The 15269-nt window shown below is 67.3% G+C and carries 11 protein-coding genes and 1 tRNA gene; 6 read left to right on the top strand and 6 right to left on the bottom strand.

Translation table 11 applies throughout. From position 1 onward, the window contains the following. Positions 1-217: 217 nt before the first annotated feature. Both folD and SB771_RS08030 read left to right on the top strand, forming a co-directional pair. A complete protein-coding gene (gene folD / locus SB771_RS08035) occupies positions 218-1075 on the top strand; it encodes a bifunctional methylenetetrahydrofolate dehydrogenase/methenyltetrahydrofolate cyclohydrolase FolD (protein WP_105833467.1) in 858 nt (285 codons plus the stop codon). 255 nt (positions 1076-1330) lie between these two features. Further along, positions 1331-3418, top strand: a complete 2088-nt coding sequence (locus tag SB771_RS08030; protein WP_175660469.1) for a M3 family metallopeptidase — start codon at positions 1331-1333, stop codon at positions 3416-3418. Positions 3419-3478: 60 nt separating this feature from the next. Here the strand turns inward: SB771_RS08030 and dinB are convergent, their stop codons facing one another. After that, entirely contained in the window at positions 3479-4711 is a 1233-nt protein-coding gene (gene dinB, locus SB771_RS08025) for a DNA polymerase IV (protein ID WP_175660468.1), read from the bottom strand. Positions 4712-4847: 136 nt separating this feature from the next. Here dinB and SB771_RS08020 point away from each other — a divergent pair, with 136 nt between their 5' ends. Together SB771_RS08020 and SB771_RS08015 are read left to right on the top strand one after the other, a co-directional pair. Continuing rightward, a complete protein-coding gene (locus SB771_RS08020) occupies positions 4848-5540 on the top strand; it encodes an aspartate/glutamate racemase family protein (RefSeq protein WP_175705421.1) in 693 nt (230 codons plus the stop codon). Between the two features lie 327 nt (positions 5541-5867). After that, positions 5868-6671: a DUF3472 domain-containing protein gene (locus SB771_RS08015; RefSeq protein WP_175660466.1), complete on the top strand. Its 804-nt coding sequence runs from the start codon at positions 5868-5870 to the stop codon at positions 6669-6671. 96 nt (positions 6672-6767) lie between these two features. On the opposite strand, the gene SB771_RS08010 is transcribed toward SB771_RS08015, so the two are convergent. Beyond that, positions 6768-6844: transfer RNA gene (locus tag SB771_RS08010), tRNA-Met, on the bottom strand. Positions 6845-7025: 181 nt separating this feature from the next. Between SB771_RS08010 and xth the strand changes: the two genes are divergently transcribed. Then, positions 7026-7802 (top strand): exodeoxyribonuclease III, encoded by a 777-nt coding sequence (xth, locus tag SB771_RS08005; protein WP_193759171.1) that lies wholly within the window; start codon positions 7026-7028, stop codon positions 7800-7802. A gap of 25 nt (positions 7803-7827) precedes the next feature. Here xth and SB771_RS08000 read toward each other — a convergent pair whose 3' ends face one another. The 4 genes from SB771_RS08000 to glnA all read right to left on the bottom strand — a co-directional run bounded on the left by SB771_RS08000 (position 7828) and on the right by glnA (position 14322). Beyond that, positions 7828-9951 (bottom strand): prolyl oligopeptidase family serine peptidase, encoded by a 2124-nt coding sequence (locus SB771_RS08000; protein ID WP_175660465.1) that lies wholly within the window; start codon positions 9949-9951, stop codon positions 7828-7830. 79 nt (positions 9952-10030) lie between these two features. Next, positions 10031-11557, bottom strand: a complete 1527-nt coding sequence (gene ntrC / locus SB771_RS07995) for a nitrogen regulation protein NR(I) (RefSeq protein ID WP_175660464.1) — start codon at positions 11555-11557, stop codon at positions 10031-10033. Positions 11558-11602: 45 nt separating this feature from the next. After that, on the bottom strand, positions 11603-12745 hold the full coding sequence (gene glnL, locus SB771_RS07990) for a nitrogen regulation protein NR(II) (RefSeq protein WP_164714828.1): 1143 nt from the start codon (positions 12743-12745) through the stop codon (positions 11603-11605). Between the two features lie 161 nt (positions 12746-12906). Beyond that, positions 12907-14322, bottom strand: coding sequence for a type I glutamate--ammonia ligase (gene glnA / locus SB771_RS07985; RefSeq protein WP_006758924.1), 1416 nt, complete (start codon positions 14320-14322; stop codon positions 12907-12909). Between the two features lie 409 nt (positions 14323-14731). Here glnA and SB771_RS07980 point away from each other — a divergent pair, with 409 nt between their 5' ends. After that, complete coding sequence (locus tag SB771_RS07980; RefSeq protein WP_012364237.1) at positions 14732-15196, top strand: rhodanese-like domain-containing protein; 465 nt, start codon at positions 14732-14734, stop codon at positions 15194-15196. Positions 15197-15269: the final 73 nt, after the last annotated feature.

The raw sequence follows: 15269 nt of genomic DNA, 5'->3' as shown, positions 1-15269 counted from the left end.
AGCCGCACGCACGCACTCTCGCACACTCGGGCCGCGCAATGCGGCCCACTCGCGCGGCGCGGCCCGGCGCTTGCTCCCGGGCGCCGGCATCGCCGCCATGACGCTTTCCTTGCATTCGCTGTCGGACGACAGCAGGCGACCGGTATAATTGCGTGCTTTGCTGCGGCGTTTCGTGCGCCGCACACCCGCATTCCAACTTCCCGGCAGGACCACCACCATGACAGCCCTCCTCATCGACGGCAACGCCCTCTCGAAGACCTTGCGCACGCAGGCCGCCCAACGCGCCGCCGCCCTCACCGCCCGCGGCCACCAGCCCGGTCTCGCGGTGGTCCTCGTCGGCGCCAACCCGGCGAGCGAAGTCTATGTGCGCAACAAGATCAAGGCGTGCGAGGACAACGGCTTCTTCTCGCACAAGGATGCGTACCCGGACACGCTGTCGGAAGCCGACCTGCTCGCGCGCATCGACGAACTGAACCGCGATCCGAAGATCCACGGCATCCTGGTCCAGCTGCCGCTGCCCGCGCACATCGACAGCCACAAGGTGCTCGAGGCGATCGCGCCGGAGAAGGACGTCGACGGCTTCCACGTCGCGAACGCCGGCGCGCTGATGACGGGCAAGCCGCTGTTCCGTCCGTGCACGCCGTACGGCGTGATGAAGATGTTCGAAGCGCATGACATCCCGCTGCAAGGCGCGAACGCGGTCGTGATCGGCCGCTCGAACATCGTCGGCAAGCCGATGGCGATGCTGCTGCTCGAAGCCGGCGCGACCGTGACGATCTGCCACAGCAAGACGCGCGACCTCGCCGCGCACACGCGCCAGGCCGACATCGTGGTCGCCGCGGTCGGCAAGCGCAACATCCTCACGGCCGACATGGTCAAGCCCGGCGCGACGGTGATCGACGTCGGCATGAACCGCGACGACGCGGGCAAGCTGTGCGGCGATGTCGACTTCGCCGGCGTGAAGGAAGTCGCCGGCCACATCACGCCGGTGCCGGGCGGCGTCGGCCCGATGACCATCACGATGCTGCTGATCAACACGATCGAAGCCGCCGAGCGCGCCGCCGCGGCCGCCTGATCGCGCTGTTTTCCCAGCCGGCGCGCATTCGTGCGCCGGCATCTCGCCGGTCGCCATTGCGGCCGCGCGTCATACCGCTACACCCCGCCGCGTTTCGCCCCAATCCGACCCCGCGTCGCGTGTATCCAATCGCGTCGTTAGAAACTAACGATTGGAAAGCGCGCGATGCGCCCCAATAATGTCGATATCGGGCGCCGCTGCTTCGCGCCTCACCCTTTTCACCCCGGTTCATCCGGCAACAGACAGGGAGTCTTAATGTCCGCCAGCGCCAATACCAATCCGCTCCTCGATTTCTCCGGCCTGCCCCGCTTCGGCGAGATTCGTCCGGAACATGTGACGCCCGCGCTCGACACGCTGCTCGACACCGCCAACCGCGCGGTCGACACCGCGAGCGCACCCGCGACGCCGGCGACCTGGGCCACGATCGTCGAGACGGTCGAGCAGGCGACGGAGCCGCTCGGGCGCGCATGGGGCGTCGTCGGCCACCTGAACGCGGTCGCCGATACGCCGGAACTGCGGGCCGCCTACGGCGAAAACCTGCCGCGCGTGACCGAATTCTGGTCGAGCGTCGGCCAGAACCTCGCGCTGTACGAGAAGTACAAGGCGATCGCCGCGAGCGCCGAATACGCGACGCTGTCCGCCGAGCGCAAGAAGATCCTCGACAACGCGCTGCGCGATTTCCGCCTGTCGGGCGCCGAGCTGCCGGAAGACCAGAAGCCGCGCTTCGCCGAACTGCAGGAGCAGCAGGCCGCGCTGTCGAAGGCGTTCTCCGACCACGTGCTCGACGCGACCAACGCGTATGCGTACTTCGCGCAGGACGAGGCCGAACTCGCCGGCCTGCCGGGCGACGCGATCGAAGCGGCCCGCGAAGCCGCGCAGAAGGAAGGCAAGGAAGGCTGGAAATTCACGCTGCACTTCCCGTCCTACTTCCCGGTGCTGCAATACGCGGAGAACCGCGCGATGCGCGAGACGCTGTATCGCGCGTATGCGACGCGCGCGTCCGAACTCGGGCCGCAGTACGGCGGCGGCAAGGCCGAATGGGACAACACGGCGATCGTCGCCGACGAGCTGAAGCTGCGCCGTGAAGAGGCGCAGATGCTCGGCTACCGCAACTTCGCCGAAGTGTCGCTCGCGCCGAAGATGGCCGAGTCGCCGCAGCAGGTCGTCGCGTTCCTCGAGGATCTCGCGACGCGCGCGCGCCCGCACGCCGACAAGGACTGGGACGAACTGCGCGCGTTCGCCGCGAAGGAACTCGGCCTGACCGAACTCGCGCCGTGGGACGTCGCGTTCGCGGCCGAGCGGCTGCGCCAGCAGCGCTACGCGTTCTCGGAAAACGAGGTCAAGCAGTACTTCCCGGAACCGGCCGTGCTGAAGGGCCTCTTCACCGTCACCGAAACGCTGTTCGGCGTGCGGATCAAGCCGGACGAGGCACCGGTCTGGCACCGGGACGTGCGCTTTTTCCGCGTCGAGAACCGCGACGGTTCGCTCGTCGCGCAGTTCTATCTCGACCTGTATGCACGCGAAGGCAAGCGCGGCGGCGCGTGGATGGACGATGCGCGGGCGCGCGCGAAGCGCGGCGGCACCGTGCAGACGCCGGTCGCGTACCTGACCTGCAACTTCTCGGCGCCGGTCGGCGGCAAGCCCGCGTGCTTCACGCACGACGAAGTCATCACGCTGTTCCATGAATTCGGCCACGGGCTGCATCACATGCTCACGCGCGTCGACGAGCTCGGCGTGTCGGGCATCAACGGCGTCGAATGGGATGCGGTCGAGCTGCCGTCGCAGTTCATGGAAAACTTCTGCTGGGAATGGGACGTGCTGTCGTCGATGTCGTCGCACATCGATACCGGCGCGTCGCTGCCGCGCGAGCTGTTCGACAAGATGATCGCCGCGAAGAACTTCCAGAGCGGCCTCGGCACGCTGCGCCAGATCGTGTTCTCGATGTTCGACATGCTGCTGCACGTCGACTTCGACCCGGCCGGCGCGACCGGCGTGAACGCGTTCGCGCGCGAGATCAACGAGCGCTACCACGTGATCCCGCAGGCGGCGTTCTCGCGCTGGCCGAACACGTTCAGCCACATCTTCGCGGGCGGCTATGCGGCCGGCTACTACAGCTACAAGTGGGCCGAAGTGCTGTCGGCCGACGCGTACGCGGCGTTCGAGGAAGCGGCCGCCGCAGGCGGCAGCGTGCTCGACGCAGCGACCGGCACGCGCTATCGCCGCGAGATCCTCGAAGTCGGCGGCAGCCGCCCGGCGATGGATTCGTTCAAGGCGTTCCGCGGCCGCGAACCGGAAATCGACGCGCTGCTGCGCCACAACGGGATGACCTCCGCCGCGCACTGAGCACGCGCTGGCCGGTTCGGCCGGCTGCTTCGGAAGGCACCGCTTCGGCGGTGCCTTTTTTCATGGCGCGGGGGTTTTGGCGTTGGCGTCGTTGGCGTCGTTGGCGTTGGCAGCGTTACCGGCGTCGTCAGCACGGTCGACTTCATCGTCGAACAACGAGAACTGCCCGCGCCGCTCGGCCGTGTCCTCGTCGATGCGCACGCCGACGCCCAGCAGCCGCACCGCCTGCGCGCGCCGCTGCAGCCCCTTCGCGAGCAGCGTGACCGCCGTCTGCGCATTCGTCGCGTCGGCCACGCATTCGACCGTCGTGCGCTGGAAATCGGCGAAGCGGATCTTCACGTACAGCTTGCGGATCGCGCGCGCCGCCCCCGCACGCGCGATCCGCGCGTCGAGCTGCACGACGAGGCGGCGGATCTCGTCCGCGCATTGTTCGAGCGTCGTCAGGTCGGTCACATAGGTCGTCTCGACGCTGACCGACTTGCGCTCCTGGTCGGCCTGCACCGGCCGCTCGTCGATCCCGCGCGCCAGCTGGTACAGTCGCCGACCGAACGCGCCGAAGTCGCGATGCAGATCGATCAGCGACCAGTCGCGCAACTGCGCGCAGGTCTGGATGCCGAGCCTCTCGAGCCGCGCGGCCGTCACCTTGCCGACGCCGTGCAGCTTGCGCACGGGCAGCGCCGCGACGAACGCATCGACTTCATGCGGGCGCACGACGAACAGGCCGTCGGGCTTGTTCCAGTCGGATGCGATCTTCGCGATGAACTTGTTCGGCGCGACGCCCGCCGACACCGTCACGCCCACCGTGTCGTACACACGCTGGCGGATCTCCCGCGCGATCAGCGTCGCGCTGCCCTGGCACAGTTCGGAACCGCTGACGTCGAGATAAGCCTCGTCGAGCGACAGCGGCTCGACGTCGTGCGTGTAGTCGCGATAGATCGCCATGATCTGCCGCGACGCCGCTCGGTACTTGTCCATCGCGGACGGCAGGATCAGCAGGTCCGGACACTTGCGCATCGCCAGCGCCGACGACATCGCCGAATGCACGCCGTAGCGCCGCGCCTCGTAGTTGCAGGTCGCGATCACGCCGCGCTGGTCGGGCCGGCCGCCGACCGCGAGCGGCCGGTTGCGCAGCGACGGGTCGTCGCGCATCTCCACCGACGCGTAAAAGCAGTCGCAGTCGCAGTGGATGATCTTGCGCACGCGCGGCGGCGCATCGCCGGGCGGCGGCTCGCGCGGAGAATCGGCAGGCGGGATGATGGTCGGATTCACGGTGCCGATACTGTACAAAAACACAGTGCCGGTTTCAACTGTCGCGTACTGCCGCGTTCGGGCGCCCCGTACCGGCGCGCTTCGCACGGATCGTACCGCCGCGCGCACGGGGCGGCCCCTATACTCGTCTGCCACGACATACGAAACGCACAGGTGACGGATGAAGACGATCGGACTGATCGGCGGGATGAGCTGGGAATCGTCGGCGGAGTACTACCGGATGATCAATCGCCATTCGAAGGCACTGCACGGCGGCCATCACAACGCGAAGAGCGTGCTGGTCACGGTGGATTTCGCCGAGATCGAAGCGCTGCAGCGCGCGCAGGACTGGGTCGCGCTCGGCGAACGGATGACCGATGCCGCGCGTCAGCTCGAGGCGGCCGGCGCCGATCTCGTCGTGCTGACGACCAACACGATGCACCGCGTACACGACGCGATCGAAGCGGCGGTCGCGCTGCCGTTCCTGCACATCGCCGATCCGACGGGCGCCGCGCTGCGCGCCGCGGGCGTCGAGTGCGTCGCGCTGCTCGGCACGCGCTACACGATGGAATTGCCGTTCTATGCGGAGCGCCTGCGCGACAAGTTCGGCCTCGACGTGCTGGTGCCGGACGAAGCCGCGCGCGGCGACGTGCACCGGATCATCTACGACGAGCTGTGTCACGGCGTGATCGATGCGGCGTCGCGCGCAACCTACGTGGCGATCATCGACGAACTGGCGCAACGCGGCGCCCAAGCGGTGATTCTCGGCTGCACGGAAATCACGCTGCTGATCGGCGCGGACGATTCGCCGCTGCCCGTATTCGATACGACCGCGCTGCATGCGAAGGCGGCGGTCGAGTGGGCGGCGGGCTGACCATCGCGCGCCGCCGCGAGGTGGACATTGGCCCGAGGCCGGCGCGCTCTCCGGCCACCCTCACCGCGATTTGAAGGCCGGATTATTCCACCCGGCAGGAATCGTTATCTTGCCCGTCACATCGCGTCGCGCCCGACGCCCCGCTCTCCCCCGCGCCATGGGGGCCGAGGGGAATGGTCCGCGAATCGGGCGGCGCGCGGCGCACGGTCTCGCCGCTTCAACTGGTTATCTATTGGTAATAAAGTGGGCGCAAATTGGTATTCGTGCCGCATCGCTTCAATCGGTGCTGCTCGTGCGCTCTCTTTTCCACCAACGGGAAACCGGAACATGAAACGACTCAAGTCCACGGTCGCTGCGATGCTCGCCATGTCGACCATGCTCGGCGCACACGCCGACCCCACCATCAACGCGTCAGCCTCGACGACGCCCAACGGCGGTTTCGATCGCATGACGTGGGACATTACACCGGAGGTCGTGCCGACCAATATCAACGCCAGTTACTACTGGGCCAATCAAGTGTGGTCCGAACATGGCGGCCACCCGATCTACACCGGCATCCAGCCGCGCACCCAAAGCACCAACGTCGTGATCTTCAGCGCGTTCGGCACCGGCACGACGCCGCTGTCGGCGAATTGCCGCGGCGGTGCCGACGGCGGCTCGGGCACCTCGTGCTCGATCGGCTATGCGTGGAAAACGGGCCATGCCTACCGGCTGCAAATGGTCCATGCGCAGGGCAATCGCGCCGACGGACGCTCGACCATCGAAGGCTTCATCACGGACGTCGCAACCGGCGTCACGACGCCGACCGGCAGCATCGCGGTGCCGGCAGACTGGGGCGGACTGTCGAACAGCGCTTCCGTGTTCGACGAGTTCCTCCCGTTCAACAGCGCGTCGAGCGACCCGATGCAGCGGCCGTGCGTGCCGTACGCACGGCACACGACGTCGCTGCCGCATTTCTATCTGAAGGACGTCGACTACCCGACGACCGAACGGTCGATCCGGCTGAATACGGGCAAGGACAAATGCGCGGCGCTGACCGGCACGCCGAATGCGCGGGCCACGCTCGTCAACACGTCGACTTACCTGATCGAGAACGGCTTCCTGCCGGGGAGCCCCGGCGCGCCGAAATGACATTCGGACGCTGAAAACAAAAAACCCGGCGCGAGGCCGGGTTCCTGTCGACGAAGCGCGCATCGGTCATATGCGCTGCACATCGTCTGGTGTGCTTGGTTGCGGGGGTAGGATTTGAACCTACGACCTTCGGGTTATGAGCCCGACGAGCTGCCAGACTGCTCCACCCCGCGTCAGAGAAATAAATTATAGGGTGAGGAAGTACTCACGTCAATACCTTTGTCACAATTTCTTCGCAGGTCGTCGATATCGCGATGCGCGGCGCGTGCTTCGCATCGCGTGTCGCGCGCGTTCGCGCCCCGTGCTCGCGGTAAGATGGCGGCCTTCGCATTCACCCCGCACGCATTCCCGTTCATGAAAATCGCCACCTGGAACGTCAACTCGCTCAACGTCCGCAAGCAGCACGTGCTCGACTGGATCGCGCACAGCGGAACCGACGTGCTGTGCCTGCAGGAACTGAAGCTGCCGGACGAGAAGTATCCGCGCGCCGATCTCGAGGCCATCGGCTACCGCAGCTGGTTCACGGGCCAGCGGACCTACAACGGCGTCGCGATTCTCGCGCGCGACACGCTCGCCGTCGACGAATCGGACATCGTGCGCAACATCCCCGGCTTCGACGATCCGCAGCAGCGCGTGATCGCCGTGACGGTCGAAGGCGTGCGCATCGTATCCGCCTATTTCCCGAACGGCCAGTCGCCCGAGTCCGACAAGTTCGTCTACAAGATGCAGTGGCTCGACGCACTGCATGCGTGGCTGAGCGCCGAGATGCAGCGCTATCCGAAGCTCGCGCTGCTCGGCGACTACAACATCGCGCCGGAAGACCGCGACGTGCACGATCCCGCGAAATGGGAAGGCCAGAACCTCGTGTCGCCGCAGGAGCGCGCGCACTTCGCGAAGCTGCTCGAGCTCGGCTTCGTCGACGCGTTCCGCCGTTTCGAGCAGCCCGAGAAGACCTTCACGTGGTGGGACTACCGGATGCTCGCGTTCCGCCGCAACGCGGGGCTGCGCATCGACCACATCCTGCTGTCGCCGGCGCTCGCCGCCAACTGCACGTCGTGCGAAGTCGACCGCCTGCCGCGCACGTGGGAACAGCCGTCCGACCATACGCCCGTCGTCGCGGTCGTCTGCTGAACGCCCTTCCCGCTCGTGCCCGCGCTCAACCGCGCGCGGGTGCGGGCGCGGGCCCGAGATGGGCCCACAGGAAGCCGAATTCCGCCGCATCCGCCTCGGCACGCTCCAGATCGTCGGCGCTGCCGTGGCCACCGTCCGTGTTCTCCCAGTACCACACCCGTTCGTGTCCGAGCGCATGCATGCGCGCGGCCATCTTGCGCGCATGCGCGGGATGCACGCGGTCGTCGCGCGTCGACGTCGTCAGCAACAGCGGCGGATACACGACCCCTTCGCGCACACGGTGATACGGCGAATAGGCAGCCAGCGCCGCGCCCTCGCGCGAATCGTCCGGATCGCCGTATTCGTCGAGCCATGCGGCGCCCGCATGCAGCTTCGGATAGCGCCGCATGTCGAGCAGCGGCACGCGGCACAGCACCGCGCCGAACAGCTCCGGACGCTGCACCATGCACGCGGCGACCAGCAGCCCGCCGTTGCTGCCGCCCTCGATGCCGAGCTGCGCGGCCGTCGTCACGCCGCTGCGGATCAGATCCTCGGCCACCGCGATGAAGTCGTCGAACGCACGTTGCCGATGCTCGCGCTGTGCGTCGACGTGCCAGCCCGGCCCGAATTCGCCGCCGCCGCGGATATGCGCGAACACCGCGACACCGCCGCGTTCGAGCCATGCGATGCCCAGTGCATCGCTATAGCCCGGCAGGTTCGGAATCGCGAAGCCGCCATAGCCTGACAGCAGGCAGGGTCGCGCGACGCGGGTGACGCCATCGGGGCGATCGAGCCCATCGAGTGCGTCACACGGCCCGATCAGCGTGTACGGCACGACCGTGCCGTCGCGCGAGCGGGCATTGGCACGCCGCACGACGAGCCCGGCCGCGTCGAAGCGCACCGGCGGCCGGTCGAGCAGCACGCGGCGCGACGCGGCATCGGCCGCGCGATCGGCCAGATCGGCAAGCCAGCATTCGGGCGGGTCGAGATAGGTGTCGACGTCCACGTACACGTCGTCGTTCAGCGTCGACTCGACCGGCTCGAGGTCGACTTGCGCGTCGCCCGGCCACTCGAACGGCCGCGCGTGCCACGTCCATGCGCCGTCCTCGCCCTGGCGCGGCTGCCACAGCATCGTGCGGTTTTGCACGTCGTCGAGCCAGCTCGCGATCAGCATCGTGCGGGTATGCGTCCACGTGCACGCGGACGTCGACGGCCGCGGTTCGAACAGCGTCGTGAGCTCACGCGCGCCGGCGAGGAATGCCTGCTCGCGGATCGCGAGCAGCGAGCCGCCCGCGTGACGCACGCCGCCGCAGTCCCAGTCGAGTCGCGGCTCCAGCACGAGCCAGCCTTCCCAGAAGCCGACCTCGACATGCGTCGGCACGTCGTAGCGCACCCACTCGCCCGCGTCGTTCAGCCAGTACGCGTGTGCGTCGAAGAAATCGACGCTGCGCCACGCGACGTGGCGGCCGTCGATCGGATCGAACGCCGCGCCCGCGCTGATGTCGTCGGGTTCGCCGCGAAACACGACCGGCGCATCGGCGAGCGGCGTGCCGCGTACCCAGCGGCGCGCGTCGTACGGATAGCCGGCCGCGGTCGCATGCGCCTCGCCGCGATCCCAGCTCACGTAGACGGTATCGCGGTCGATCCAGCCGACCGTGTGATGCCCGGGCTCGTCGATCGTGAACCCGTCGTCGACGAAGCGGCGCTGCACGAGATCGAACTCGCGCACGACGACCGCGTCGGCGCCGCCCGGAGACAGCGACAGCAGCGCGCGGTCGCCGTCCGGATACAGGATCGCGTCCTGCTCGAACACCCACGACTCGCCCTCTTGCGCGCCGAGCGCGTCGACGTCGAGCAGCGTTTCCCACTCGGGCCGGCCCGCGCGCCAGTCGTCCCAGCGCGCGCGGCGCCACAGTCCCTTCGGGTGGAGATCGTCCTGCCACAGGTCGTACGCCCACTCGCGCCAGCGGGTCGGAATCACCGGGCGTTCGCGCGGCAGATACGCCTGTGCGAGCCGCGCGGTAAGCGCGCGATACGCATCGTCGTCGCGCAGCGCGACACGCGTGCGCGCGTTCTGCTCGTCGACCCACGCGCGGGCGCGCTTGCTGTCGAGCGATTCGAGAAAACGGAAGGGATCGGCCCCGGCGGGCCAGCGGAAGGAATCGGACATGACGGATCGCACGTGACGGCAAACCGAGATTATGTCCGATCGCGGCATGCGCGATGCCCGCGCATGCCGCGACGGCGGCTCAAGGCTCCAGATGCAGTTCCTGGATCTTGCGCGTGATCGTGTTGCGGCCGATGCCGAGCCGCTCCGCCGCCTCGACCTTGCGGCCGCGCGTGAAGTCGAGCGCCTCGCGGATCACGGCCGCCTCGAAGCGGCGCGCGAGCTCGTCCATCACGTCGGCCGAGTTCTCGCGCAACAGCCGCGCGACTTCGGTGCGCAGCCCGTTTTCCCACATCGGATAGCCGGCCGGCGCACCGTTCGGCGCGGCCGCGACGGGCGCCGCCGTCAACGGCGCCGCACCGGGCGCCGGCTGCACGCGCAGCCCTTCGCCACCGCCGAGGCTCGCGCCGCCGTGCGCATCGATGCCATCGGCCGTCGCAGTCACCGGCGCACCGGCCGGCACGAGGTCGGGCGGCAGATCCTTGATCTCGACCGTCTGCGCGGGTGCCATCACGGTCAGCCAGTTCGCGAGATTCTCGAGCTGCCGCACGTTGCCGGGGAACGACAACGACGTCAGGTACGCCAGCGCGTCGTCGGACACGCGCTTGGGCTCGACGCCGAGATCGCGCGCGCTCTTCTGCAGGAAGTGGCGCGTGAGCAGCGCGATGTCCTCGCTGCGTTCGCGCAGCGGCGGCAGCCGCAGCCGGATCACGTTGAGCCGGTGGTAAAGGTCCTCGCGGAACAGCCCCTGCCGCACGCGCGACTCGAGATTCTGGTGCGTCGCGGCGATCACGCGCACGTTCGCGCGCAGCGGGTTGTGGCCGCCGACGCGGTAGAACTGCCCGTCCGACAGCACGCGCAACAGGCGGGTCTGCAGGTCGAACGGCATGTCGCCGATTTCGTCGAGGAACAGCGTGCCGTTCTCGGCCTGTTCGAAGCGGCCCTGGCGCGTCGTCTGCGCGCCGGTGAACGCGCCGCGCTCATGGCCGAATAGTTCGGATTCGAGCAGGTCCTTCGGAATCGCCGCGGTGTTCAGCGCGATGAACGGTCCGTTCGCCCGCGGGCTGTGCCGGTGCAGCGCCCGCGCGACGAGCTCCTTGCCGGTGCCCGATTCGCCGGTGATCAGCACGGTCGCGGCCGAATGCGACAGGCGGCCGATCGCGCGGAACATGTCCTGCATCGCGGGCGCCTGCCCCAGCATCTCGGGCGCCTCGGCCACGCGCTCGTCCTGCGGCGCGCCGCCGCGCAGGCTTTCCTCGACCGCGCGGCGGATCAGCTCCACCGCCTTGTCGACGTCGAACGGCTTCGCGAGATATTCGAACGCGCCGCCCTGGAACGCCGCGACGGCGCTGTCGAGATCGGAGAACGCCGTCATGATGATGACGGGCAGGTCAGGCAGACGCTCGTGCACCGCCTGCAGCAGCTCGAGGCCGGAGCCGCCCGGCATCCGGATGTCGGATACGAGCACCTGCGGCGTCTCGTGGTCGAGCGCGGCCAGCGCGTCGCGCACGTTCGCGAAGCTCTTCGTCGCGAAGCTGTCCCGGGCGAGTGCCTTTTCGAGCACCCAGCGGATCGATTGGTCGTCGTCTACTATCCAGATCGGCTTCATAGGTCGGTCAGTATTGGTGAATCCGGTGAATCGCCATACCGCCGCTCAATGGTCGAGCGGCAGCAGGATCTGAAATTCGGTACGTCCCGGCCGGCTCTCGACCTCGATCATCCCGTCGTGCTGCTGCACGAAGGTCTGCGCGAGCGTGAGGCCAAGGCCGCTGCCGTCGTCGCGCCCGGACACGAGCGGATAGAAGATCCGGTCACGGATCTCTTCCGGAATGCCGGGCCCGTTGTCGACTACATGCAAGTCCAGTGCCAACTTGTACAGGCGCTTCGCGACCGTCACCTTGCGCGCGACGCGCGTGCGCAGCTCGATCTTCGCGTCGCCCTGCGCGATCCGTTCGCGCAGCGCCTGTGCCGCGTTGCGCACGATGTTCAGCAGCGCCTGGATCAGTTGCTCCTTGTCGCCGCGCAGGTCGGGCACGCTGACGTCGTAGTCGCGCTCGATCGTGAGCCCGCGCGGAAATTCCGCGAGCATCACCGCGCGCACGCGTTCGCACACTTCATGAATGTTCACGTCGCCGACGATGTGCGGATGCCGGTGCGGCTCCAGCAAGCGGTCGACGAGCGTCTGCAGGCGGTCGGACTCCTTGATGATCACCTGCGTGTATTCGCGCAGCTCGCCGCGCTCGCGCTCGCTCAGCTCGAATTCGAGCAGCTGGGCTGCGCCGCGAATGCCGCCGAGCGGGTTCTTGATCTCGTGCGCGAGATTGCGGATCAACTGCTTGTTGACCGCGGTCAGGTCGTGGATCCGTTCCTCGCGATCCGTGCGCGACTGCCGTTCGTTCTCGAACAGTTCGACGAGCACGAAATCGGGCGCGGTCTCGAGGAAGCCGACGATCGCATGCACGTGCAGCGCCTCGTGGCCGGGCCGGTCGAGCACCGTGTCGAGATGCGTCGCGTGAAAGCGCTGCTGGCCGATCGCGGTGATCGTCGCCGCGAGCTCGTTCGCGTTCGGAAAAATCTCGCCCCACGGCCGCTGCGCGAGCTGCCGCCGCGAGATGTCGAGCATCGCCTCCGCGGACGGGTTCGCGAACGCAACCCTGAGCGTCTTGCGGTCGAGCACGATCACGACCGTCGGCAGTGCTTCCAGCCCCGCAAGCAGGCCCGAGCGCGCGAGCCGCTCGTCTTCCGTCAGTCGCTCGGGCTGCCCCGTCTTCGCCTTGATCAGATTTTTCAGAGCCATCTTGCGTATCGTCGCGCCTCACCGGGTGGGAACATGAAAATTGGCGGAACAAAAAAGGGACGGCTGGACGCCGTCCCCTTTCAGACTCCGCGGTTCCCGCCGCTAGCCGCGCGACGGGAACGAACCGGCATGACGGCGCTCACTCGAAGCGCCATCGCCGATTACAGCGAGTAGTACATCTCGAACTCGATCGGATGCGTCGTCATGCGGAACTTCGCCAGCTCCTGCTCCTTCAGCGCGAGGTACGCATCGAGCATGCTGTCGGTGAACACGCCGCCGCGCGTCAGGAACTCGCGATCCTTGTCGAGCGCTTCCAGTGCCTGGTCGAGGCCCGCGCAGACGGTCGGGATCTTTGCATCCTCTTCCGGCGGCAGGTCGTACAGGTTCTTGTCCGCGGCTTCGCCCGGATGGATCTTGTTCTGGATCCCGTCGAGGCCGGCCATCATCAGCGCCGTGAAGCACAGATACGGGTTCGCCATCGGATCCGGGAAGCGCGTTTCGATACGGCGACCCTTCGGGTTCGACACGTGCGGAATGCGGATCGATGCCGAACGGTTACGCGCCGAGTAAGCGAGCTTGACCGGGGCTTCGAAGTGCGGGACCAGACGCTTGTACGAGTTCGTCGTCGGGTTCGTGATCGCGTTCAGCGCACGGGCGTGCTTGATGATGCCGCCGATGTAGAACAGCGCCAGTTCCGACAGGCCGGCATAGCCGTTGCCTGCGAACAGGTTCTGGCCGTCCTTCCAGATCGACTGGTGAACGTGCATGCCCGAACCGTTGTCGCCGACGACCGGCTTCGGCATGAACGTCGCCGTCTTGCCGTACGAGTGCGCGACGTTATGGATGATGTACTTCGACCATTGCGTCCAGTCGGCGCGCTGAACCAGCGTCGAGAACTTCGTGCCGATTTCGTTCTGGCCCTGGCCCGCCACTTCGTGGTGGTGCACTTCGACCGGGATGCCGAGCTGTTCGAGCAGCAGGCACATTTCCGAACGCATGTCCTGGAACGTGTCGACCGGCGCGACCGGGAAGTAGCCGCCCTTCGTGCCCGGACGGTGGCCCGTGTTGCCGCCTTCGAATTCCTTGCCTGCCGACCACGGTGCTTCTTCGGAGTTGATCTTCACGAAGCAGCCCGACATGTCCGTGTTCCACTGGACCGAGTCGAAAATGAAGAATTCCGGTTCCGGACCGAAGTAGGCCGTGTCGCCGATGCCCGTGCTCTTCAGGTACGCTTCGCCGCGTTTCGCGAGCGAACGCGGATCGCGCTCGTAGCCCTTGCCATCGGCCGGTTCGACCACGTCGCAGGTCAGCACGAGGGTCGACTCTTCATAGAACGGGTCGACGAAGGCAGCGCTCGGGTCCGGCATGAGCAGCATGTCCGACGCCTCGATGCCCTTCCAGCCGGCGATCGACGAGCCGTCGAATGCATGGCCGCTTTCGAACTTGTCTTCGTCAAACGCCGAAACCGGCACCGACACGTGCTGTTCCTTGCCGCGCGTATCCGTGAAGCGGAAATCGACAAACTTGACGTCCTCGTCCTTCACGAGCTGCATGACGTCGGCGACGGTTTTACTCATAACCTCTTCTCCTGATTGAACAATTCCGGCGGACTGGGAACCGCCTCGTTTACCGAGCTGCCCGGAGTCTGGCTTTGGCGCAGCGCGCCCCGGGTCGACCGAATTCTATATAGCAGCATCCGTGCCAGCCATACACAGAAGCGACATGAATCGCGCCAGCCCGCGCCACTGCGGGGCCCTGCTGCGCGATTCCGGGGCCGGGCGCCGCACCGGGGGCCGGACAATCGCACTTAAATGGTGCAATCTCCGGAGGGCACATGCGCGGCCGAATCATTGTGGTGCATGTGCACCATTCTGCACTCTTTTGGGGAGCACGGGGCGGTGCATGCGCGGCAGGCCACGCGCACATCCGCGCGGCGGCGCCGCGCTAAAATGTTCGTTTGACCGAACCATACGGAGACCTCCTGCCATGAGTACGCTCGATCAGCTTTACGCGAAGGCCGAAGAACGCCGCACCCAAGGCGCGCTCAACTATGCCGGCGCGCTGCTGCCGGTCGAGGCATTCGAACTGCTGCAGCTCGACCCGTCGGCGCGCCTCGTCGACGTGCGCACCCGCGCCGAGCTCGACTGGGTCGGCCGCCCGCTCGTCGGCGACGGCCAGTACCTGCACCTCGAATGGACGCGCTACCCGGGCGGCGTGCCGAACGCCGAATTCGTCAACGAACTGAAGGCGGCCCTTCCGGCCGATACGCCCATCCTGTTCCTGTGCCGCAGCGCCGCGCGCTCGAAGCTCGCCGCGGTCGCGTCGGCGCAGGCCGGCTTCACGAAGGCGTTCGACCTGCTCGAAGGCTTCGAAGGCGGCAAGGACGGCGAAGGCCACCGCAAGACGGTCGACGGCTGGTGCTTCCGGAAACTGCCGTGGATCGGCGCCTGAGCGCGCATCCGTTCAGGCACGCCCGACTGCCACATCGTCGAGCCGGGCGATGACATCCCGATGACGGGCCGCG

This window comes from Burkholderia sp. SIMBA_051 (assembly GCF_046534915.1).
GTDB classification, from domain to species: Bacteria; Pseudomonadota; Gammaproteobacteria; order Burkholderiales; family Burkholderiaceae; genus Burkholderia; species Burkholderia ambifaria.
This window is presented reverse-complemented; position numbering and strand designations above follow the sequence as displayed.

Bases quoted from the DNA above. Each gene is read 5' to 3' on its own strand.
- folD (WP_105833467.1), top strand. From the start codon at position 218: ATGACAGCCCTCCTCATCGACGGCAACGCCCTCTCGAAGACCTTGCGC.
- ntrC (WP_175660464.1), bottom strand. From the start codon at position 11,557: ATGAAGCCGATCTGGATAGTAGACGACGACCAATCGATCCGCTGGGTG.
- SB771_RS08000 (WP_175660465.1), bottom strand. From the start codon at position 9,951: ATGTCCGATTCCTTCCGCTGGCCCGCCGGGGCCGATCCCTTCCGTTTT.
- SB771_RS08020 (WP_175705421.1), top strand. From the start codon at position 4,848: ATGAAGACGATCGGACTGATCGGCGGGATGAGCTGGGAATCGTCGGCG.
- SB771_RS07980 (WP_012364237.1), top strand. From the start codon at position 14,732: ATGAGTACGCTCGATCAGCTTTACGCGAAGGCCGAAGAACGCCGCACC.
- glnA (WP_006758924.1), bottom strand. From the start codon at position 14,322: ATGAGTAAAACCGTCGCCGACGTCATGCAGCTCGTGAAGGACGAGGAC.
- glnL (WP_164714828.1), bottom strand. From the start codon at position 12,745: ATGGCTCTGAAAAATCTGATCAAGGCGAAGACGGGGCAGCCCGAGCGA.
- xth (WP_193759171.1), top strand. From the start codon at position 7,026: ATGAAAATCGCCACCTGGAACGTCAACTCGCTCAACGTCCGCAAGCAG.
- SB771_RS08015 (WP_175660466.1), top strand. From the start codon at position 5,868: ATGAAACGACTCAAGTCCACGGTCGCTGCGATGCTCGCCATGTCGACC.
- SB771_RS08030 (WP_175660469.1), top strand. From the start codon at position 1,331: ATGTCCGCCAGCGCCAATACCAATCCGCTCCTCGATTTCTCCGGCCTG.